This is a genomic window from Streptomyces sp. NBC_00005, assembly GCF_045160215.1.
Taxonomy (GTDB): domain Bacteria; phylum Actinomycetota; class Actinomycetes; order Streptomycetales; family Streptomycetaceae; genus Streptomyces.
Map to the genome: position 1 here is coordinate 10,746,878 of NZ_CP108316.1, position 21,491 is coordinate 10,768,368.

Sequence of the window (21,491 nt, forward strand, 5' to 3'; positions counted from 1 at the left end):
CGTCCTTCCCTCGATCCACCGATCCACCGATCCACCGATCCGCCGATCCGCCGATTCGCTTTAGGGGACTCATGCCCGAAATCGCCTCCGCCCTCGATGAACTGACTTTGGAACAGAAAGCCGCTCTCGGCAGCGGGTCGGACTTCTGGACCACCAGGGCGGCCGGTCGCGTCCCGTCGATCCTGATGACGGACGGACCCCATGGACTGCGCAAGCAGGAGGGCACCACCGACCATCTCGCGCTCTCCGGGAGCCTTCCGGCGACCTGCTTCCCACCGGCGGTCGCCCTCAGCCAGACGTGGGACCCCTCGCTGGTGTTCCGCGTGGGCGAGGCCCTCGGCCGCGAATGCCAGGCCGCCGGGGTGCACATCCTGTTGGGGCCGGGTGTGAACATCAAGCGCGATCCCCGGGCGGGGCGGAACTTCGAGTACTTCTCGGAGGATCCGCTTGTCTCGGGAGCCCTCGGCTCCGCGTGGGTGTCCGGTCTCCAGAGCATGGGTGTGGGCGCGTCGCTCAAGCACTTCGCCGCGAACAACCAGGAGACCGACCGGATGCGGGTGAGCGCCGACATCGATCCGCGCCCGCTGCGGGAGATCTACCTGCGCGCCTTCCAGAAGGTGGTCCAGGAGGCGCAGCCGTGGACGGTGATGTGCTCGTACAACCGCGTCAACGGTGTGCACGCGTCACAGAACCGATGGCTGCTCACGGAGGTGCTGCGCGAGCAGTGGGGCTTCGAGGGGGTCGTGGTCTCCGACTGGGGTGCCGTGGCCGACCGGGTCGCGGCGGTCGAGGCCGGCCTCGACCTCCAGATGCCCGGCAACGACGGTTTCGACGACGCCAAGGTGGTCGCTGCCGTGCGCGAGGGGAGTCTCGACCCCGCCGCCGTCATGGAGGCGGCGGCCCGAGTCGCCCGTGTCGCCCACCAGGCCGAGGCGGCGCGCCGCCCGGACACCTCGTGGGACCCGGAGGACCATCACGACCTCGCCCGGGAGGTCGCCTCACGGGCGATCGTGCTGCTCCGCGACGACCAGAGGATCCTTCCCCTCGACCCCGCCCAACGCCTCGCTGTCATCGGCGAGTTCGCCGCCCGGCCGCGTTACCAGGGCGGGGGCAGCTCGCACGTGAACGCGATCCGTGTCGATGTGGCCTTCGACGAGATCCGCGCCCGCGCTCCCCACGCCGAGGTGTCGTACTCCGCCGGCTTCTCGTCCGACACAGAGGCCGATCCGGCGGCGCTCCGCGCGGAGGCGATACGGGCGGCAGCGGACGCCGACGTGGCCGTGGTCTTCCTGGGCCTGCTCGACAGCCAGGAGAACGAGGGCGTCGACCGCTCCGACATCGAGCTGCCGGCCGATCAACTGAGCCTGCTCGACGCGGTGGTCGCCGTACAGCCGCGCACGGTCGTGGTGCTGTCCCACGGCGGAGTCGTGCGGCTCGCGCCCGTCGTCGCCGGACCGTCGGCCATCCTCGACGGCGCGCTGCTCGGCCAGGCCGGCGGCAGCGCGCTCGCGGACGTCCTGTTCGGCATCGTCAACCCCTCCGGACGCCTCACGGAGACCGTCCCCGAGCGGCTCCAGGACGCGCCCTCCTTCACGAACTTCCCCGGCGAGCGGATGCACGTCCGCTACGGCGAGGGAATCCTCGTGGGCTACCGCTGGTACGACGCACGCTCGATCGACGTCACGTTCCCCTTCGGACACGGCCTGTCCTACACGACCTTCGCGTACGACTCGCTCACGGTCGAGGCACACGGCGACGCCGTCGACGTACGCGTCACCGTCCGCAACACCGGTGAACGGTCAGGCCGCGAGATCGTCCAGCTCTACGCGTCACGGGACCGGTCCACGGTCGTACGCGCGCCCCAGTGGCTGGTCGGCTTCGGAACCGTCGACCTCGAACCCGGCCAGTGCGGCGAAGTCGTCGTCGCCGTACCGAGGCGCGAGTTCGAGTACTGGGACGAGGAACTCCAGCGCTGGCTGCTCGAGGGCGGCGAATACCGCATCGCGGCGGGCGCCTCCAGCCGGGACATCCGCCTCTCCGACACCGTCGTACTCGACGGGGAGACCGCCCGATACCGACTGGGAGCCGATTCGTCGATCGGGGAGATCCTGGCGGATCCCATCGCCGGTCCCGCCTTCCGCGAGGTCTTCGCGGCGATGTTCGAGCAGTTCTCGGGCGCGGAGGAGACCGACTTCGCGCCGATGCTGGACTCGCTGCCGTTCGGGCGCTTCGTGAGTACGACGGGCTCGGCGCTCCCCGCGGGCATGGTGGACGACGTGCTCGCGCGCGCGAACGCCGCCAACGGCTTCCAGGGGAACCGGACATGACGAGACCAGCCGACGACAGCGAGCGCCCATACGTCACCCTGGCCGAGCGACGCGTACCGGTTCCCCGATCGATCAGCCCCGAGGCACAGCGCAAGCTGGCCGAGCTGGCCGACATGCCACGCACCTTCTTCCCGGACGCGCGGGACGAAGCCGGCTGGCGAGCCAGTGTCGCAGCGCAGATCGAGCACGAACTGTCGGCGCTTCCGCCCGGCTCGGCGCAGGGCATGGCCTCCGCGTACGGGGTGGATCTGACGGTCGGGCACGTCGGCCATGTCCTCGTCCACGAGGCCACGCCGCACGGGTGGGAGCAGAGCGACGAGCGGGTCGTGCTCATGCTGCACGGCGGCGGGTGGATCCAGGGCGGCGGTGAGATGGCCGCGGTGATGACCGTCCTCGAAGCGGCGACGCTCGGACTGCGGGTGAGAGGGGTGGACTACCGCATGGCGCCGGACCACCCCTATCCGGCTCCTCTCGACGACTGCCTCGGGGTCTACCGTGCCCAACTGAAGGAGACAGAACCGGGGTTGATCGCCCTCACCGGCACGTCCGCGGGCGCCAACCTCGCGGCGGCGACCGTGCTCCGTGCCCGCGACGAGGGGTTGCCGCTGCCGGGCGCGGTGGCCCTGTGGTCCCCGTCGGTCGACCTCACACGCGACGGCGACACCTGGCACACCCTCGACGGTCTGGACCCGATCATCGGCCTGCACATGGGCACGCTGATGGATTACTACGCACGTGGCCAGGACCCCCGCGACCCCTACCTGTCACCGGTGTTCGGCGATCTCTCGGGCTTCCCTCCGACGCTCCTCGGGTCCGGCACCCGCGACGGGCTGCTGTCGGACACCGTGCGCTTCCACCGCGCGTTGCGCCGCGCAGGCGTGGACGCCCATCTCCATGTGTACGAGGCCATGACGCACTCCGCCTTCTTCGGGGGAGCCCCGGAAGAGGCCGAGGTGGGTGCCGAGGTCAAGGCCTTCCTCCAGCAACGCCTGCAGCCCGGCAAGGAGGCGGACGATGCCTGACACGACGGCAACTCGCGTACACCGCACCGCCGTTCGCACGCTCGACAGGACAGTCAAGGGCCGGGGCGGAGCGATCCCCATCCGCGACTACCTCCCGGAGGACACCCGGGACAGTGCCGTGCCACTGCTGTGGATCCACGGCGGCGGATGGATGTCCGGCGGCCTCGACCAGAAGGAGTCGCACGCCGTCGCGAAGGCGATCGCCGGCACCGGCCGGCCGGTGCGCACCGTCGACTACCGCCTGGCACCCGCACTCGGATGGCGTGACCTCGCGTCCCGCTCGCCCCTCGTGCTCGAACCGTCCGAGAACCGCTACCCGGCCGCGCCGGACGACGTGGTCTCCGCCATCGTCGACTGGGTGGAAGCGGGGCACAGTCGACTGTTCGTCGGTGGGGCGAGCGCCGGAGCCAACCTCGCCGTGACGGCCACCGTCGCCCTCCAACAGGCAGCCGGTGTACGGCCGTTGGGGCTCACGCTCGCGTACGGCGGCTTCCACTCCACGCTGCCCCCGCTCCCCGAACGGGTGCGCTCACGGCTGACCGGATTCGCCGGACGGATCGCCTTCACACCGGCCTCCTACGACCGGATGACGCTCAACTACGTTGGTGACGAGCGCCTGTTGCCGGAAGCCTTCCCCGGCGGAGCCGACCTCGCGGGACTGCCGCCGACGCTCGTGATGGACGCCGACCGGGACAGCCTTCGCGCCTCCGGCGACCAGTTCGCCTCCGATCTGCGGGCAGTCGGCTCCACGGTCGACTACATGATCATCGAGAAGACCTTGCACGGATTCCTCGACCACCCCCGCAGCCGCAGCTTCCGCCGGGGAATCGAAGCCATGAGCCAGTGGCTCGACGCCCACGACCGACCGGCATGACCGACCGCTGAAAGCCACCTCCCACGGAACGGCCAGACCGGCCGGATCGACGCGAAAGAGAGAACATGAACGGCATACCGCCCGACTTCCTCTGGGGTGCGTCCACCGCTCCGCACCAGATCGAGGGCAACAACGTCAACAGCGACTGGTGGGCACGCGAGCAGGTCACTCCCGGCATGGCGCTCAGCGGGGACGCCATCGACAGCTACCACCGCTACGGCGAGGACATGCGACTGCTGGCCGACGCCGGCCTGAACGCCTACCGTTTCGGCATCGAGTGGGCACGCATCGAACCGATCCCCGGCCACTTCTCGAAGGCGGAACTCGCGCACTACCGCCGCATGATCGACACGGCCCTCGGGCTGGGGCTCACACCGGTCGTGACGCTTCAGCACTTCTCCACCCCGAAGTGGTTCGCCGACGAGGGCTCATGGATGGTCGAGCACGCCATCGACCGCTTCGCGAGCTACGTCACTGCGGCGACGTCCATCCTCGAAGGGGTCGAGTGGGTCTGCACCATCAACGAACCCAACATGCTGGCGATGATGGGCACGATGATGAAGGCCGCCGAGTCGGGCGACGCCGACTGGCAGAGCCCGACGGTCGAAGGCGACGTACAGCTGGTGCTGCCCCCACCCGACCCGGAGGTCGGACGCCGGCTCGCGCGCGCCCACGACGCGGCGCGCGAGATCATCAGGGAGCGGACCGACGCCAAGGTCGGCTGGACGATCGCCAACCAGGCGCTCACCGCGAAGCCGGAGCACGAGGCGCGGCTCGTCGAGGAGCGCTACGTCCGTGAGGACCTGTACCTGGAGGCCGCGGGCAAGGACGACTTCATCGGAGTCCAGGCCTATTCCACGCAGGAGGTCGACGAGAACGGCCCCGTGCCGCACGCGCCGCACCCCGACAACACCCTCGTCGGAACCGCGTACCGGCCGGACGCCCTGGGGATGGCGGTGCGTCACGCGTGGCAGGTCACCGGCGGCGTCCCGGTGCTCGTGACCGAGAACGGCATCGCCACCGACGACGACACCCGCCGCATCGCGTACACGGGCGAGGCCCTGCGACACCTCTCCGCCGCCATGGACGACGGCGTCGACGTGCGCGGCTACCTGCACTGGAGCGCGCTCGACAACTACGAGTGGGGCCACTGGGAACCGACGTTCGGGCTCATCGCCGTGGACAGGGAGACCTTCGAGCGGCGGCCGAAGCCGAGTCTGGCCTGGCTCGGCGACCTCGCACGATCCGGAAAGGGACCGACGACATGACGGAGCGGACAGAACGCGACACCGAATACGGGCTGAGCGCCGAGGCCCAGGCATGGCTGGAGATGCTGAGGGCGAATCCGCAACCGCCCGCCCCCGAACCGGACGACATCGAGGCATGGCGTGCCCTCGTCGCGGTCACCGCGGCACCGGAACTCGCCGACGCCATCGGGCTGGCGACCACGGGCGCCGTCGCCACGGGCGTTCCGGTCGAGGTCCGCACCGTCGACCTGCCGAACGCGGTCGTCCACGTCGGCACCCCGGAGGGTCTCGCGCCCGACGACCGACGCGTCCTGCTCAGCGTGCACGGCGGGGCGTTCACGGTGGGAGGAGGTGCGGCGACGAGAGCGGCGACGGGATTCGTCGCGGGCGCCTACGGAGTCACCGCGTGGAGCGTCGACTACCGCATGCCGCCCGATCACCCCTTCCCCGCGGCACTGGACGACTGCGTCGACGCCTACCGGGCCCTCCTGGAGAGCCACGACCCGGCCTCCATCGCGGTCGGCGGAGTGTCCGCCGGCGGAAACCTCACCGCCGCCCTGCTCCTCCGGCTCCAGGAGGAGGGACTGCCGATGCCCTGCGCGGCCGTACTCAACTCGCCCTGCGCCGACCTCACCCTCTCCGGCGACACCCTGGTCAACGATGCCTCTGGCGATGTCGCCGGGCTCACGAACAACTTGAAGCTGTACACGGGCGACCACGACCTCAAGGATCCACACCTCTCGCCGCTCTTCGGGCGGATCGGCGACGACTGGCCGCCCACGATCCTGTTCAGCGGCACCCGCGACTTCCTGCTCTCGGACACCGTCCGCATGCACCGGAAACTGCTGGCGGCCGGTGTCCGGGCAGAGCTGCACGTCTTCGAGGCGGCGCCGCACGGGATGTTCGGCGGCAATGCCCCGGAAGACCGTCTCCTCGTCGCTCAAGCCCGGCAGTTCCTGGAGGCAGCGTGGAACGACGGCGCTGTCTCAGGCGACCTCGGGGGTAGCGGGCGGCGACTGCCAGCCCGTCCAGCTTCGGCTCGACACTGAACCGCTCGACGTCGTGGCCGATCCTCCGGGCCGGCGAGGCGGTCCAGGCGGCGAACTCCTCCAGTGAGAACGCGTTGTCCAGGCTCAGCATCGCCACCGTGTGCGGGACATCGCCCTCCGCGTTTCGACTTGCCCTGTTTCGTGCCTCGTTCGAGGTGGAGACGTGTCCGGGCATCACGGCGCAGGCCGGTCACGACAGTGCGGTAGGGGGCGGCGTTGGCCTGTCGGTTTCCTCCGCGATTCAGCCAGTGGCGAAGTGCCGGTGCGGGCGTCAGACACTGAGCTTCTTCAGCGTTGCCGCTCCAGGTGAGGATGGCTTTGGCGATTGACATCATGCGGTTTGGGCTGCATCGGGATCTGCGGAAGATCCGCCAGGCTTTCAGGCGTGCGACGCCGCGTTCGACCGGTGCCCGTGCTGCGGCCAGGGCACGGTTGAGGGTCTTCTCTGTGAGGGTGAGTTCCTGTAGGGGCCTGCGTTTGATGCCCGTGGTCGCCCAGGGGCCGCCACCCCGTGGGGCGGGCGGTGTACTTCGACCAGCAGGAGATCGAGGCGTTCTGGACGTCGTGGCAGCAGGACGTCGGCACCGGGCGGCTGGGGGCGGGCCAGCCGCAAGCAGGGTGACGGGTACGGCGGTTTCGGTGCTGCTGGCCGCGCGCGGCGGGAGCAGGCCGTGGAGGGGGTGCTGGCCGTGCTGCGCCCAAAGAGCGGCGGATGAGTGACGATCAGTCACAACACGAACGGCGGCTGACCCGCGAGCCCCGCCCCGCCGCGCAAGCGGCCCGGCGGGGCTCGGGGATTGACCCCAGCGATGGCTTTTCAATACGGGAAGTGCCCATATCTCCGCGGGAGTTCACGTCATGGACATCTATCGTTCCGCGGGCTAGCGTGATCACGAACCACCACATCAGCTGAACGATCAGTAGAGGGTGACGCAGTTGCGCGAGAGAACCGAGGACAGCGGGGCAACCGCCGTCAGTCGTCGCACCCTCCTCCGAACCGGTACAGGCATAGCGGCCGCCGCTGCGAGCGGCGGCCTTTCCGTGTTTGCGGCTCAGTCGGCGTCCGCTGTCGTGGGGACGTCACAGCGTTTCGTTCTCGGCGGGGCTGGCGGGAACTTCTTTGTGAACGCCCCGCTCCACCAGCCCTACTGGGCGATGCAGTCCTTTGCCTTCGACCACGTCTTCGGCCACATCTACTGTGTGCAGACGAAGGTCGGCAGCGCGAACGGGGATCTCTGGGTGACCAGGACCGACATGACCGGTCAGATCCGGGGCGCCATGGCGATCCACGGGTTCGACCACGGCTCGAACATAGCCATCGAGCCGGACACGTACGGATCCCCGTATATGTGGGTCCCAGGCGACTGGAGAAATCTGAATCCCGAGGACCCCAACAGCAAGCCCAACAGCCACACCATCGCCCGTTTCAAATACGTCGACGGGGGCGACCTCAGCTACGCGGACTCGGCGGTCAGGAAATTCATCATCCACCTCTCCGATTTCGTCGACTGCCCGAGACCGGCCATCGATCCCTACAACAACCGGATTCTCCTCCGGTACATGGGAACCACCACCCCGTGGCGCCTCGCGCTCTTCGACCTCCCCAGCGTCCTCAGCAAGGGCTTCGTCGACGACACCCCGCTTCCCCGCCTCGCCGCCCGCGAACTCCCGAGCAACATCGATATCGGCCTCACCACGGCCGACGAATTCCAGGGCGTGACCGCCTACGGCCAGTACGCCTATCTCCTCTACGGAGGCCATCCGGAGAAGACCACGGACTCGGCCAAGCCGTCCTACCTGGTCACGCTCGACATGAACGACGGCGGGAACTCGGTCAGGGACATCTTCCAGACTCACGCGGGTGACACCGCGCTCCCCGGCCGCGAGCCGCAGGGAATCGCGGTCTACCGCTCTCCGAGCGGGCCCCAACTCGCGTTCGGCTTCTCCAGCAAATACGACAGCGACGATCCCGTCCAGTTCCGGTCGACCATCTTCTACAAGAGCGACCTCACCTGATGATGTCTTCCAGGTGCTTTGCTGCAGTGAGCCTTTTCCAAGCTGGCGTTGCTGACCGGGAGTTGGACGGTCCTGCGCAACGACGAAGCTCCTGGTAGACGGGTTCTCGACCAAGATCACCCGTGTCTGCCAGGAGCTTCGCGTGCTTGTCTACCCGTCCTCGATTGATCTGTCCAGCCGCACCTTGCGGTTCCTGACCGGGCAACTCGCAGCCAGGCGGCAGGAGATCGGGACACGCTGGCGGCGCCTTCCCGCGGCACGTCAGGCCCTGCTCGCCCTGGCCCACCTGCGATGCGGTGACACCTACGCCCAGCTCGCCGCCGGGTTCGGCATCGGGATCGCGACCGTCTACCGCTACATACGTGAAGCCGTCGAGGCCCTGTCCGCCCTCGCCCCGTCCCTGGCCGAGGCGATGAGGACGATCCGGGCGAAGGCGTTCGTCATCCTCGACGGCACCCTGCTGACGATCGACCGAATCGCCGCCGACACCCCGTACTACTCCGGGAAACACAAACGCCACGGCATGAACGTCCAGGTCCTCACCGATCCGTTCGGACGGCTGCTCTGGGCCTCACCGGCGCTGCCCGGCTCGACTCACGACCTGACCGCCGCACGACAGCACGGCATCATCGAAGCCCTCGCCGATGCCGGACTCAAGTGCTGGGCGGACAAGGCGTATCAAGGCGCCGACGGAACCGTCCGAGTCCCGTTCCGGGGCCGCCGCCTCAAGCGATGGAAACGCCGCCACAACACCACCCACGCCAAGATCCGCTGCCTCGGCGAGCGGGCCATGGCCACCCTCAAGGGCTGGCGCCTCCTGCGGAAGCTCCGCTGCAGCACCAACCGCATCACCAACGTGGTGAAGGCCGTCCTCGTCCTTCACCACGCATCAGTATGAGGTTGGAAAACGCTCTGATCGGGTGACGGGATCGGTATCCGCAACGCGTGAGGCTCCCGTGCCGTTGGGGGAGGTGTTCGAAGTCTCAACCCACAGGCACGGGAGCCGCGTTGGTTCCGCCTTCTGCCGCACTCGACCTGCCTCATGCGCTGGTCGAGTGGGTCACGATGCTCATCGTCATCCGCGAGGGTGACCGTCGCTGCAAGCTCCCGCCGCACCAGCGTGTGCTGGTCGGCCTGGTGTACATGCGCAAGCACGACACGCTCGCGCAGATCGCCGTCGGCTTCGGCATCTCGGTGGGCACCGCCCACGCCTACACGACCGCGGTGATCAGCCTGCTTGCCGAGCGTGCACCGGGCCTGCTCAAGGTGCTGCGCGAGACCGGTCCCGACTACGTCCTGCTCGACGGCACTCTCGCCCAGTGCGACCGGGCCGGCGACGGCCGGGCTGACTACTCCGCCAAGCACCGCCGCCATGGTGTGAACGTGCAGTTGGTGACCGATCCGAACGGCCGGCTGCTGTGGATCTCCCCCGCACTGCCCGGCCGCGCGCACGACCTGACCGCGGCCCGCACCCATCGCATCATCCGGATCTGCGAACGCCAGGGCATCCCGGTCCTGGCCGACCGCGCCTACCTGGGAGCCGGCCCATGGGTGACAACACCCCTCAGACGCCCACCGGGCCGTGACCTCACACCAACCCAGCAAACCGTCAACCGCGCACTGTCCGCCGCACGGGCACCGGTCGAGCGCGGCGTCGCACGGCTGAAGTCGTGGCGGATCTTCCGCAGGTCCCGGTGCAGCCCGAATCGAATGTCGTCGATCGCCGCCGCCGTCCTCACCCTGGAGCGGCAACGCTGAAATGCCTCACTGATCCGGAGCGATTCCGGCGGCGGCATCCACGAGCTCGTGGCCTGGCGGGCCAGACGCGGCCGGTGGGGTGTCGTACTCGGTCGGCATGCCCCTCACCGAGCACATCCAGCATGCCGTCCTCAAGGTCTCCGGTTCGGCCTGGACGGCGGCCACCGAACCCGACGGAGGAGGGGAGCGAGGGGCTCCAAGATGACGTTGCGAGCGCCGCTGGGGTCGGCGTGGTTGTCGAGCCGACTGCGGCTGAAGCATAAGGAGGGGGCGGGGGAGAAGCGGCTGACGGAACGGCAGCCGCGACATTGCTTCAGTCGAGTCTTATGTGTGCCATAAGCTCACTTGTGCGGCATGTCCAGTAAACATTCCATTATTGCGAGTTAAGTGTTGGTCTGTTCGACTGTGCCGCCGTCGCCAAGAACAGCGACCTCGCCTTATTTCTACGAATCGGTCTCAATCCGGGCCGTCGCTTGGGAGTCGAAGGCGGCCAGGCAATCATGAGGCCATGCACCGGCCGCTCCGCCTCCACGCCCCCGATTGGTTCACGGCCGACGATTCGACCCTGAACGTCGCCCTCGTGTACCCGATGCAGGGGTCTGCCGGCATCTTCGGTCCCGCCTGTGAGGCGTGTGCGCGCCTTGCCGCCGAGGAGGTCAACAAGGCGGGCGGAGTTCTTGGCAAGGAGCTGCGGCTCCTCGAAGTCGACGGCGGCGGGGATCCAAAGGCTGTGGCCCGGGAAGTGGAGGCGCTGGTCGCGACGGGAGCGGTGCACGGCGTGACCGGGTGGCACATCTCGTCCGTCCGGGAGGCGGTCGCGCCGCGGGTCGCCCACCGGGTGCCGTACGTGTACACGGCCCTGTACGAGGGCGGTGAGCGCACCGAGGGCGTCTTCATGACGAGCGAGACGCCCGACTGGCAGCTGCTGCCCGCCATGCGGCTGCTCGCCGAGACGCGGGGCGTGCGGCGGTGGTTCGTCGTCGGAAACAACTACGTCTGGCCCCGGCGCACGGCCAGGGCAGCCCGTCGCTACGCCCGCGCGTACGGGAGCGGCCGGGTCTGCGGCGAGGAATACCTCCCGCTGGGCGCCGAGGACTTCCGGGCCGTGCTGCGGCGGATCGAGCACGCGGACGCGGACGGCGTACTGATGCTGCTGGTCGGCAGCGACGCAGTCCGCTTCAACCGGGCCTTCGCCGCCTCCGGGCTCGACCAGCGGTGTCTGCGCCTGAGCACGCTGATGGACGAGAACATGCTGATGGCCAGTGGTCCAGAGGCGACCAGCGACCTTTTCAGCACGGCCGGATACTTCGCGTCACTGGCCAACCAGGACACCCTGGATTTCCACGGCCAGTACGCCGCCCGGTTCGGGATCGAGGCGCCCGCGCCAGGCAGCCTCGGCGAGTCCTGTTACGAGGGCGTGCTGCTGCTCGCGGCGCTGATCGAACGGGCCCGCACCCTGGACGTCTCCGCGATCGGAGCCGCAGCCGACACGGTCTCGTACGAAGGGCCGCGCGGACTGCTCCATCTCCACGAGCGGCACGTGCGTCAACGCATCTACCTCGCGGAGGCGGACGGGCTCGACTTCAACGTGCTCGCCCAACTGCGCGCTCCCCACGACCTGATGTGACCCTGCTTGCGGTGGCGCCCTGCCCTTCCATGGCCTCGGCCAGCCGGTCCAGCAGCGTCTCCAGTCGCTCCCCGTCCTCCACCGAGACAAGCGACTGCAACTCCGCCCAGTCGGCCCGCACTTCACGCACCAGCTGCTGCCAGCGCTGCATGCCCCGTGGGGTGAGGTGGGCCAGGACACGGCGCCGGTCGGCGGGGTCGACACGGCGGAAGACCAGGTTCTGGTCGACGAGTTGGTCGATCAGCTTGGTGAGACTCGGCGCCGGCAGGAAGGCGTGGTCGGCGAGGGCCGTCATGTTGTGTCCCTGCCCGTCCGAGAGCAGGTCGAGGACCCGCCATGCCTCCACCGAGCACTCGAACTCGTCGAGCACGGACTGCACTCGGCGTACGGAGAGGCGCTCGGCCCGTGTCAGCAGGTGGAGCAGTTCCTGGGGCCGTCTCGCCATTGCACTCCTCCGCTCGAAGCCCTGGTTCCCCATGCGGGGGATGCCCGGAGCCTACCGTCGATCACCACAGGCTTGACAAGAGGTACCGGGAATTAGATCCTTCCGGCGGGAAGCATTAATTGCCGTTGCTGAGATGCCGTCAAGCGGGCGTCTCCAGTGACGGCTTTTTCTTTTTGTCCTCCTCTTTTGCTTCCACTGGAAACTAATCTTCTATTGCGCTGAAACGCGGTGGAAACAGTTTCCTCGCAGGCTGTGGACGCACTTCAGCGACCAGCCCGGACGCCACCCCGGAACGGCTGGGGGATCCGTGCGCCACCGCAGCCGTTTCTGAAGCGCGTCCCATCTGCTCCCTCCCCAGAGTCTTCCGCTCTCTTCGCATCGCCCCTCGGGGCATGGAGGTTTTGTATGTCCGGGCTCAGCATCAGCAGACGCGGTCTGTTGGCCGGTATGTCAGCGGTCGGCGCGTCCGCCGCCCTCAGCGCCTGTGGCGCCAAGACCGGGGACAGCACCTCGACCGACGGGGGCGGCGCCAAGGCGGACACGTCCGGCAGCACGGTCAAGGTCGGTCTGCTCAACTCGTTGTCGGGCACGATGGCCATCAGCGAGGTCACCGTCCACAACTCGCTGCTGCTGGCCATCAAGGAGATCAACGCGGCCGGCGGTGTGCTGGGCAAGAAGCTGAAGCCCGTCAGCCAGGACGGCGCCTCCGACTGGCCGACCTTCGCGGAGAAGGCGGAGGCACTGATCAAGGACGACAAGGTCGCGGCCACCTTCGGCTGCTGGACCTCGGCCAGCCGCAAGGCCGTCAAGCCGGTCTTCGAGCGGTACAAGTCGCTCCTCTTCTACCCCGTGCAATACGAGGGCCTGGAGCAGTCGCCGTACATCTTCTACATCGGCGCGACCACCAACCAGCAGATCATCCCCGCGCTGGACTACCTCAAGAAGCAGGGCCTGACCAAGCTCTACCTGGTCGGCAGCGACTACGTCTTCCCGCGCACCGCCAACAAGGAGATCAGGGCGTACGCGAAGGCCAAGGGCATGACAGTGGTCGGCGAGGACTACGCGCCCCTGGGCTCCACCGAGTTCAGCACCATCGTCAACAAGGTCAAGGACTCCGGCGCGGACGCCGTGTTCAACACCCTCAACGGCGACAGCAACGTGGCCTTCTTCAAGGAGTACAAGTCCTCCGGGATGACCGCGAAGAGCATGCCGGTGCTGTCGGTCTCCATCGCCGAGGAGGAGGTCAAGAGCATCGGCACCCAGTACCTGGAGGGCCAGCTGACCGCGTGGAACTACTACGAGACCACGCCCGGCGCGGCCAACACCAAGTTCGTCAAGGCGTACCAGGCCGCGTACGGCAAGGACAAGCCGACCAGCGACCCGATGGAGGCCGCCTACATCTCCGTCTACCTGTGGAAGGAGATGGTCGAGAAGGCCGGCTCCTTCGACGTCGCCAAGGTCAAGAAGGCATCGGACGGCATCACCTTCGACGCCCCCGAGGGCAAGGTCACCGTCGACGGAGCGACCCAACACGTCTACAAGACGGCCAGGATCGGCAAGGTCGGAGCGGACGGACTCATCACAGAGGTCTGGAACTCGGGCAAGCCCATCAAGCCGGACCCGTACCTCAAGGGCTACGACTGGGCCTCCGGCCTCTCCTAGGTTCCGGCCCAGCCCCTTCCGGACGGACCCGGCCTTCTCAAGGCCGGGTCCCGTCCCGCGCCCGCACCTCCGTCCCCGACCCGGAGCCGCTCCATGACGGTCATCCTCAACCAGTCCTTCACCGGCATCAGCATCGGTGCCGTCCTTCTGCTCATCGCGCTCGGCCTGACCCTGACCTTCGGGCAGATGGGCGTGATCAACATGGCGCACGGCGAGTTCATCATGGCCGGCGCCTACACGACGTACGTCCTGCAGAAGTCGATCAGCAGCGCCGGCCTCTCGCTGCTCGTCGCCCTGCCCGTGGCCTTCCTCGTCGCCGGCGCAATGGGAGCGCTCCTGGAGTGGCTGCTCATCCGGCGCCTGTACACCCGGCCGCTGGACACCCTGCTGGTCACCTGGGGCGTCTCCCTGATGCTCCAGCAACTCGCCCGTGACATCTTCGGCGCCCCCAACGTGCAGACCCACGCCCCGGACCTGCTCACCGGCAACATCTCGGTCGGCGGCGGCATCACCCTCGCCAACAGCCGCCTGTTCATCCTCGGGCTCGCCCTGCTGAGCGTCCTCGCCCTCACGCTCATACTGCGGCTCACCCCGCTCGGCCGCCGCATCCGGGCCGTCGTGCAGAACCGGGACCTCGCCGAGGTGTCGGGCATCGCCACCGGGCAGGTCGACCGGATCACCTTCTTCATCGGCTCGGGCCTCGCGGGCGTGGCCGGTGTCGCGCTCACGCTGGTCGGCCCGATCGGCCCGACGATGGGCACCAACTACATCGTCGACGCCTTCCTTGTCGTCGTCGTGGGCGGCATCGGACAACTCAAGGGCAGCGTGATCACCGCCTTCGCGCTCGGCGTGCTCCAGTCGGTCCTCGAGTACTCGACGACGGTCAGCGTCGCGAAAGTCATCGTGCTCGTGGCGATCGTCGCCTTCCTCCAGTGGCGACCCCAGGGCCTGTACACACTGCGCACCCGGAGCCTGGCATGACGACAACGACCCCCACCGCCGTGACCCCGGCATCCGCCTCGTTGCTGGAACGCTTCCGCGTACCCGGCGGCTTCGTCCTCGGCGCCGTGCTCCTCCTCGGCATCGCACCGCTCGCCCTCTCGGACTTCCGCCTCTCGCTCCTCGCCAAGTACCTCTGCTACGCGATCGTGGCCGTCGGCGTCAGCCTGGCCTGGGGCCGCGGCGGACTGCTCGTGCTCGGCCAGGGCGTCTTCTTCGGCCTCGGCGGCTACGCCATGGCCATGCACCTCAAGCTCGCCGACGCCGCCGCGGCCCCGGGCGGCAGCCCCGGCGCACTGCCGGACTTCATGCAGTTGTACGGCACCGGCGGGTCGCTGCCCTGGTGGTGGAAGCCCTTCGCCAACCCCGGGTTCGCGCTCGCGGCGACCGTCCTGCTGCCCATGGCCGTCGCCGCGGTGCTCGGGTTCTTCATCTTCCGCCGCCGGGTGAAGGGCGCCTACTTCGCCATCCTCAGCCAGGCCATGGCCGCGGCCCTGTCCATCTGGCTGGTCGGCCAGCAGGCCACCACGGGTGGCACCAACGGCCTCACCGACATGCAGGGCTTCTTCGGCTACTCGCTCGACGACCCGGTCAACCAGCGGATGGTGTACTTCATCATCGCCGTGGTCCTGCTGCTCCTGATGGCCCTCGCCCGCCAGCTGTTCGTCAGCCGCTACGGCGAACTCCTCATCGCCGTACGGGACTCCGAGGAGCGGGTCCGCTTCCTCGGCTACGACCCCGCCAACGTCAAGCTCGTCGCCTACGTCGTAGCGGCCGGCATGGCGGGCCTGGCCGGAGCCCTCTTCGTGCCGGCCGTCGGGATCATCTCCCCGGCGCTGATCGGGATCGTGCCGTCCATCGGCTTCGTCATCGGCGCGGCGGTCGGCGGCCGGGCGTCGCTGGTGGGCGCGGTGCTCGGCGCGATCGCCGTCGCCTGGGCGCAGAGCACGCTCTCCGACGAATTCCCCGCCGTCTGGACCTACTTCCAGGGGCTGCTGTTCATCGTGGCGGTCGGCTTCCTGCCCGGCGGCCTTGCCTCACTGGTGACCATCGTCCGCAACCGCCGTACCCCTACCACCCGTTCAGGAGAGACAGCATGAGCGGCGAGGGACTGACCATCCGCGATTTGCGCGTCACATTCGACGGCTTCACCGCCGTCGACGGCGTGAACCTGGACGTCGAGCCCGGCGACCTGCGCTTCCTCATTGGACCGAACGGCGCCGGCAAGACCACCCTGGTCGACGCGGTCACCGGCCTGGCGAAGGCCACCGGCTCCGTCCGGTTCGGCGACCAGGAACTCATCGGCAAGCCCGTGCACCGCATCGCCCGCCTCGGCATCGGCCGAACCTTCCAAACCGCCACGGTCTTCGAGCAACTGACCGTCCTGCAAAACCTCGACATCGCCGCGGGCGCCGGACGCGGGACGATGACCATGCTCCGCCGCCGCAAGGGGATACCGGAGCCGGTGACGAAGGCGCTGGAGACCACCGGCCTGACCGAGCTGCGCGACCGCCCCGCCGGAGTCCTCGCCCACGGCCAGAAGCAATGGCTGGAGATCGGCATGCTGCTCGTTCAGGACGTACGACTGCTGCTGCTTGACGAGCCCGTCGCCGGCATGAGCCACGACGAACGCGAAGCCACCGGCGAACTGCTCCAGCGGGTGAGCGAGGACCACACGGTCGTCGTCATCGAACACGACATGGACTTCATGCGCTCCTTCGCCCGCAGCGTCAGCGTCCTGCACGCCGGCAAGGTCCTCAGCGAGGGCACAGTCGCCGAGGTCCAGGCCGACCCCAAGGTCCAGGAGGTCTACCTGGGTCGCGCCTCCGAGCCGGAACCCGCGCCCGCATCCGAACCGTCCGCCACTCCCGTATCCGTCGCCGAGGAGGCATGACGCCCATGCTGGAGATCAACACCGTCCAAGCGGGCTACGACCGCACCACCGTGCTGCACGGTGTGACCGTCACGGTCCCGAAGGACGGCGTGGCGGCCGTCCTCGGCCACAACGGCGCCGGCAAGAGCACCCTCCTGCGCGCCGTCATGGGCCTGATCAAACCGAAGAGCGGCACCGTCCTGCTCGACGGCGAGGACATCACCCGCCTCGCCCCGCACCAGCGGGTGGCCCGCGGCATGGCGTACGTACCGCAGGGCCAGCAGTCCTTCCCGCACCTCACCACCGCCGAGAACCTCCAACTCGTCGCCGACGGCCGCCCCGACGGCAAGGAGGCCATCGCCGAGGCCCTGGACCTCTTCCCCGTCCTGCGCGAACTCTCGACCCGCCGCGCGGGCCTGCTCTCCGGCGGCCAACGCCAGCAACTAGCCATCGCCCGCGCCCTGGTGACCCGCCCGCGCCTTCTCCTGCTCGACGAGCCCACCGAGGGCATCCAGCCGTCCGTGGTCGCCGAGATCGAGGAGACGATCCTGTCCCTGGCCCGGCGGGGCGGGCTGTCGGTCCTCCTCGTCGAGCAGCACGTGGGCTTCGCCATGCGCGCCGCCCAGCACTACTACGTACTGGAAGCGGGCCGGGTGACCTCGTCCGGCGACGGAGGAACCGGGGCCGAGCAGACGGTACGGGCAGCGCTCAGCGTGTGAACTGGTGATGGCGCGACGGTTCGGCGGTACTGGCGGGACTGTGGTGATCCGTCAGTGAGACCAGGGTGCGACAGACCGTGGTCAGGTGCACGGCGGGTGCGGCCCGGGCCAGTTGCTCACAGGCTTCCGCGAGGGTGACATGGCGTTCCGAAGCGCCTTGTCGGCGGGGCCCTCGGGCGTCGCACCCGCCACACGCAGGTGCCGCGAGATCCTCGCTCAACCCGCGGGCACGGCCCAGAAGTAGCGCGCTGAAGGACGCGCGGGCGTATGGCGCGGATACACCGGGGCGCACCGCGTGGTTCGGGCCTCGCGACCTCGTCGGTGCCGGTGGAGCATGCTGGAATCTGTACGGGCCGGCCGGGAGGTGCTGGGATGCGATGGTGGTCCGGGGTGTGGGTGGCCGTTGGGACGGTCGTCCTTGCGGCGTGCGGTGCCTCGTCGGGTGGCGGGTCGACGGGAGGGTCGTCCGGGAGCGGCTTGGCAGTGCCGTCGTCGGGGCCGCCGACGCCCACCACACCCGCGGCACCGTCCACGAGTCCGACTGGGGGAGAGCCGTCGGTATCGGCCGCGTCCACTTCGGCGGGCAGCTGTGCCGCCGGGCACGCCGAGGTGAGTGTCGCTCCCGGTGACGCGCCCGTACGGGAGTTGTGTGTGCGGCCGGGGACCGTGGTGTCTCTCGTCCTTGAGCCCCGCACGGACGACAAGCGGTGGACGGCCGTGCGGAGCTCTGCGCCGGTCTTCGTGCTGGTGTCCGGATGGCAGCTGGGCGCGGACGGCACGGCCCGTGTCTCGCTGCGGTGCGCAGGCACTCGGGGCGGGACGGCCGAGGTCACCGCGTTTGCGAAGGCGCCAGACGTGGCGGGCGCGGCGCGCGGCACCTTCACGCTGCACGTGAACGTGGTGCCGTACACGACACAGGGGTGATCCCGAAAACCCGGGATCACCCCTGCGACATCGCTACGTCAGTCGCAGTCGCGCACCTTGATCGTGTAGATGCCGCGGCCGTGGGTGGCCGCGTAAAGCGTCTTGCCGTCGGGGCTCAGCTTCAGCTGGAGCACGGCGACGGCCGGGAGGCTGCCGACGCGCTGCCAGGTCGTACGGCCCGGTGCCCGGTAGACGACGCCGAGGTCGGTGCCCACGGCGAGGCCGCCGTTCGGTGTGACGACCGCGGAGTCGGTCGGCACGTCGGGGAGGTTTTTCGAGATGTCCTTCCAGGTGGTGCCGCCGTCGGTGGACTCGAAGACGTGGCCGACGCCCGCACCCGGACCCTCGGTCCACTGCCGGGAGAAGCCGTTGACCGTGAGGTAGACGTGGTCGGCGTTCTTCGGGTCGATGGCGAAGCCGCTGAGGTAGCGGTTGGGCACCGTACCGTCCACCGGCAGGGTGATGTCGTGCCAGCCGGTGCCGTCCGCGTTGCCGACGGAGATACCGCGGGCGAAGCCCTGGTTGTTGCAGGGCCCGCACCAGGCCGCGTACACCTTGCCGCCCGAGGCCGCGACGGCGGTCGCGGTACGGCCGGTACCGAGGTCGTACACGCTCTTCCATTCCGAGCTGCTGCGGATGGCGTAACCCTTGGTCTGCACCCAGATGTGCCGGCCGCCCGCGATCCACGTCGAGGACTTCTTCGCGTCGGCCGCGAGCGGGGCGATGAAGCGGGCCTCGCTCGTCGCGTTGTCGGCCGGGGCGACGCTGTACGACGTGGCCTTGCTGGAGTCGTCGACCCAACTTCCGTCGTTCACGGCGCAGTTCTGGGTGACCTGGATGGAGAGGTAGACGTACTCCTCGGCGATGTTGCACCCGTTGGCCGGGTCGGTGAGCGTGTCGCCGCCGTCGCCGCCGAAGTCGGAGCCCATCACCTTGTCGTTGCTGCGCAGGATGGACTGGCCGTTGTCCTGCAGACCGCCGGTGACCGAGACGCCGCCGTGGTCGATGTCCTTGCCGATGCCGACCGAGTAGTACTGCAGGGTGTCGATGGTCCCGTCGTTCAGCGAGGTCCAGTCGGTGGCGTGCCCGGAGGCGTCCTGGGAGCCGTCGACCGGGCGCTTGTAGACGCCGCCGTCGTTGCCGACGTACACGAAGCTCTTGCCGTGGTAGCTGCCGATCGCGACGCCGTGCTGGTCGGAGTGGGTGGTCGGGTTGCAGTCGCCGGTCTGCTTGGCCGGGTCGATGCTCCAGCAGGGGAAGGTGAAGTTCCAGTACGGGCCGACGGTCGACCAGGTGCTGCCGCCGTCCTTGGTCTCGTAGACCTCTTCCAGGCCCGCGTACACGTGCTCCGCGTCATTCGGGTCGACGGTGAGGAACTGGTTGTACCAAGCCTGTACGCCCGGCATGTAGCCGCTGGTGGTCAGCGCCGAGCCGTCGGCGGCCAGACCCTTGTAGTCGGCGATCTTCGTCCAAGGGCCCGTGGGAGAACCGGACTTGGAGACGTAGATACCCTCCAGACCGCTGTCCGGGTTGGTGTTCAGTTGCTCGGGCGACTGGTCGATGGCGTAGTAGCGGGAGCCGTCGGCGGAGCGGGCGAAGGTCACGTTGCCGACGTCGTCCGGGTCAGCCGGAAGGTCGCCCAGGCCGCTGGTGATCCGCGTCCAGGTGCCGCCCGCGCCCTTGGTGTAGAAGCCGTTGTAGTCGTCACCGCTGCGCCAGCCGACCGCGAGGACGACCTTGCTCGGGTCCTTCGGGTCGATGGCGATGTCGTTGGCGATGTTCTTGTACGGGGCGTCGGGGTCCTTCGCGAGCGAACCACCCGGCAGATAGACGGGGTTGGGTGCGAACTCCAGCTTCCAGGCGCCCTTCAGCGTCTTCGTGGAGTGGCTCCACACGCCCTCGCTGGTCGCCGCCCACACCTTGGCGCCGCCGAAGCGCAGCTCATGGATGGTGGTGGACTCCAACTGGTCGCCGCCGACCCGGCTGCGGGAGGACATGGTTCCGTGGTGCGGGTCGGACAGGACGTACACGCCGCTGCCGAGGTAGGCGTCCGCGTTGGTCGTCGCCTCGCCGGTGCCCAGCCACAGCCGACCGGTGTTGTCGAGCGCGAGCGCGCCGGTGGACTGCGCCGGCAGCCGGTCGCTGATGGGCTGCCAATGCCCCCCGCCGGACCTGGACCGCCACACGCCGCCGCCCGCGCTGCCCGCGTACACGTACCCGTCGTCGTCGGCGGCCATCGCGGCCATCCGACCTGTGACATTGCCCGAGCCGCCGCTGGAGTTGGAGTCGATGTCGCGGTAGCGCGGATCGTCGGAGTTGTACGGCAGGTCGGTGACGTTGCGCCAACTGCCTCCGGTACCGGACAGGTTGGTGAGATCGTCCCAAGCCGCCCCGTAGGCGCCCGGCGCGACGACGCCGGGCGAGGTGCGGGCCTCGGCGTACTGGTCCGCGCCCTCGGCTATCTCATCGGCCTCGTTGCCGTCGTCACCGTCACCGTCCTCGTCCTTCAGCTTAGGGCTCATGGCACCCACCGACTGCTCGCGTTCGGCGGCGAGTTGGGCGAGTGTGCGGGCCCCGAAGGGGACGTTGTTCCCGCCGGGCGCGGCGCCTGCGGGTATCGCGACGAGTGCGGCGGATGCGGTGATGGCGCAGATTGTGAGCCATCGTCTCTTGCGGGTTGGTGCTGACACCAGGTCCTCCCAAACGGGCATTCGTACGGCCGTCGCAGGGACCTGACCACGGCCCGGAGGGTGCGTCCGGCACTTGGACAGTCTTTGACCAGAACCTGTCACTTCGTGTATTGGGCGTTGCCTGGCTCATCGCGCCGGCACTTACAGCGAGTGGCGAACCAGGCTGAGCACGCTGTGCATTCGCCGGTCGCCGGGCCGGCAGCCGCCATCCCCTCGGTCCAATAGGTAAGTTATTGGGCAACGTGTGCCGATATCGGCT

At 68.8% G+C, this 21,491-nt stretch carries 17 protein-coding genes and 2 pseudogenes; 15 read left to right on the top strand and 4 right to left on the bottom strand.

What is annotated here, in order from left to right:
* Window positions 1-71 precede the first annotated feature (71 nt).
* The 5 genes from OG303_RS49085 (at window position 72) to OG303_RS49105 (ending at window position 6,519) form a co-directional block, all read left to right on the top strand.
* Window positions 72-2,327, top strand: a complete 2,256-nt coding sequence (locus OG303_RS49085) for a glycoside hydrolase family 3 C-terminal domain-containing protein (protein WP_405876580.1) — start codon at window positions 72-74, stop codon at window positions 2,325-2,327.
* The gene (locus OG303_RS49090; RefSeq protein ID WP_405876581.1) at window positions 2,324-3,349 is read left to right on the top strand and encodes an alpha/beta hydrolase; all 1,026 of its coding nucleotides are present in this window, start codon (window positions 2,324-2,326) and stop codon (window positions 3,347-3,349) included. Before OG303_RS49085 ends, OG303_RS49090 begins: the two co-directional genes overlap by 4 nt.
* A complete protein-coding gene (locus OG303_RS49095) occupies window positions 3,342-4,223 on the top strand; it encodes an alpha/beta hydrolase fold domain-containing protein (RefSeq protein WP_405876583.1) in 882 nt (293 codons plus the stop codon). Before OG303_RS49090 ends, OG303_RS49095 begins: the two co-directional genes overlap by 8 nt.
* A gap of 65 nt (window positions 4,224-4,288) precedes the next feature.
* Window positions 4,289-5,491 (top strand): family 1 glycosylhydrolase, encoded by a 1,203-nt coding sequence (locus OG303_RS49100; protein WP_405876585.1) that lies wholly within the window; start codon window positions 4,289-4,291, stop codon window positions 5,489-5,491.
* Between the two features lie 62 nt (window positions 5,492-5,553).
* The gene (locus OG303_RS49105; protein WP_405877857.1) at window positions 5,554-6,519 is read left to right on the top strand and encodes an alpha/beta hydrolase; all 966 of its coding nucleotides are present in this window, start codon (window positions 5,554-5,556) and stop codon (window positions 6,517-6,519) included.
* On the opposite strand, the pseudogene OG303_RS49110 reads toward OG303_RS49105, so the two are convergent.
* Window positions 6,416-6,691 (bottom strand): annotated as a pseudogene (locus OG303_RS49110) (NAD-dependent DNA ligase LigA); the annotation flags it as partial. The gene OG303_RS49105 and the pseudogene OG303_RS49110 overlap by 104 nt on opposite strands.
* A gap of 116 nt (window positions 6,692-6,807) precedes the next feature.
* Window positions 6,808-7,037, bottom strand: a pseudogene (locus OG303_RS49115) (transposase family protein); the annotation flags it as partial.
* A gap of 418 nt (window positions 7,038-7,455) precedes the next feature.
* Here OG303_RS49115 and OG303_RS49120 point away from each other — a divergent pair.
* The 4 genes from OG303_RS49120 to OG303_RS49135 all read left to right on the top strand — a co-directional run bounded on the left by OG303_RS49120 (window position 7,456) and on the right by OG303_RS49135 (window position 11,920).
* Complete coding sequence (locus OG303_RS49120) at window positions 7,456-8,535, top strand: hypothetical protein (RefSeq protein WP_405876587.1); 1,080 nt, start codon at window positions 7,456-7,458, stop codon at window positions 8,533-8,535.
* 142 nt (window positions 8,536-8,677) lie between these two features.
* Window positions 8,678-9,433 (top strand): transposase family protein, encoded by a 756-nt coding sequence (locus OG303_RS49125; protein WP_405876589.1) that lies wholly within the window; start codon window positions 8,678-8,680, stop codon window positions 9,431-9,433.
* Window positions 9,434-9,543: 110 nt separating this feature from the next.
* Window positions 9,544-10,293 (top strand): transposase family protein, encoded by a 750-nt coding sequence (locus OG303_RS49130; protein ID WP_405876591.1) that lies wholly within the window; start codon window positions 9,544-9,546, stop codon window positions 10,291-10,293.
* Between the two features lie 508 nt (window positions 10,294-10,801).
* Window positions 10,802-11,920 (top strand): substrate-binding domain-containing protein, encoded by a 1,119-nt coding sequence (locus OG303_RS49135; RefSeq protein WP_405876593.1) that lies wholly within the window; start codon window positions 10,802-10,804, stop codon window positions 11,918-11,920.
* On the opposite strand, the gene OG303_RS49140 is transcribed toward OG303_RS49135, so the two are convergent.
* Entirely contained in the window at window positions 11,877-12,365 is a 489-nt protein-coding gene (locus OG303_RS49140; protein ID WP_405876595.1) for a MarR family winged helix-turn-helix transcriptional regulator, read from the bottom strand. The two genes, OG303_RS49135 and OG303_RS49140, sit on opposite strands and share 44 nt — an antisense overlap.
* 405 nt (window positions 12,366-12,770) lie before the next feature.
* Here OG303_RS49140 and urtA point away from each other — a divergent pair, with 405 nt between their 5' ends.
* The 6 genes from urtA to OG303_RS49170 all read left to right on the top strand — a co-directional run bounded on the left by urtA (window position 12,771) and on the right by OG303_RS49170 (window position 18,542).
* Window positions 12,771-14,027, top strand: a complete 1,257-nt coding sequence (gene urtA / locus OG303_RS49145; protein WP_405876597.1) for an urea ABC transporter substrate-binding protein — start codon at window positions 12,771-12,773, stop codon at window positions 14,025-14,027.
* A 93-nt stretch (window positions 14,028-14,120) separates the two neighbouring features.
* Window positions 14,121-15,008 (top strand): urea ABC transporter permease subunit UrtB, encoded by an 888-nt coding sequence (gene urtB / locus OG303_RS49150; protein ID WP_405876599.1) that lies wholly within the window; start codon window positions 14,121-14,123, stop codon window positions 15,006-15,008.
* Window positions 15,005-16,126 (top strand): urea ABC transporter permease subunit UrtC, encoded by a 1,122-nt coding sequence (gene urtC, locus OG303_RS49155; RefSeq protein WP_405876601.1) that lies wholly within the window; start codon window positions 15,005-15,007, stop codon window positions 16,124-16,126. The genes urtB and urtC overlap by 4 nt, the downstream gene beginning before the upstream one ends.
* Window positions 16,123-16,920 (top strand): urea ABC transporter ATP-binding protein UrtD, encoded by a 798-nt coding sequence (urtD, locus tag OG303_RS49160; protein WP_405876603.1) that lies wholly within the window; start codon window positions 16,123-16,125, stop codon window positions 16,918-16,920. The genes urtC and urtD overlap by 4 nt, the downstream gene beginning before the upstream one ends.
* A 5-nt stretch (window positions 16,921-16,925) precedes the next feature.
* On the top strand, window positions 16,926-17,618 hold the full coding sequence (gene urtE, locus OG303_RS49165) for an urea ABC transporter ATP-binding subunit UrtE (protein WP_405877859.1): 693 nt from the start codon (window positions 16,926-16,928) through the stop codon (window positions 17,616-17,618).
* A gap of 669 nt (window positions 17,619-18,287) precedes the next feature.
* Window positions 18,288-18,542 carry an acetyl-CoA synthetase gene (locus OG303_RS49170; RefSeq protein ID WP_405876605.1) on the top strand — a complete coding sequence of 85 codons (255 nt, stop codon included), beginning with the start codon at window positions 18,288-18,290 and terminating at the stop codon, window positions 18,540-18,542.
* Between the two features lie 38 nt (window positions 18,543-18,580).
* Here the strand turns inward: OG303_RS49170 and OG303_RS49175 are convergent, their stop codons facing one another.
* Window positions 18,581-21,232, bottom strand: coding sequence for a glycosyl hydrolase (locus OG303_RS49175; protein ID WP_405876607.1), 2,652 nt, complete (start codon window positions 21,230-21,232; stop codon window positions 18,581-18,583).
* Window positions 21,233-21,491 lie beyond the last annotated feature (259 nt).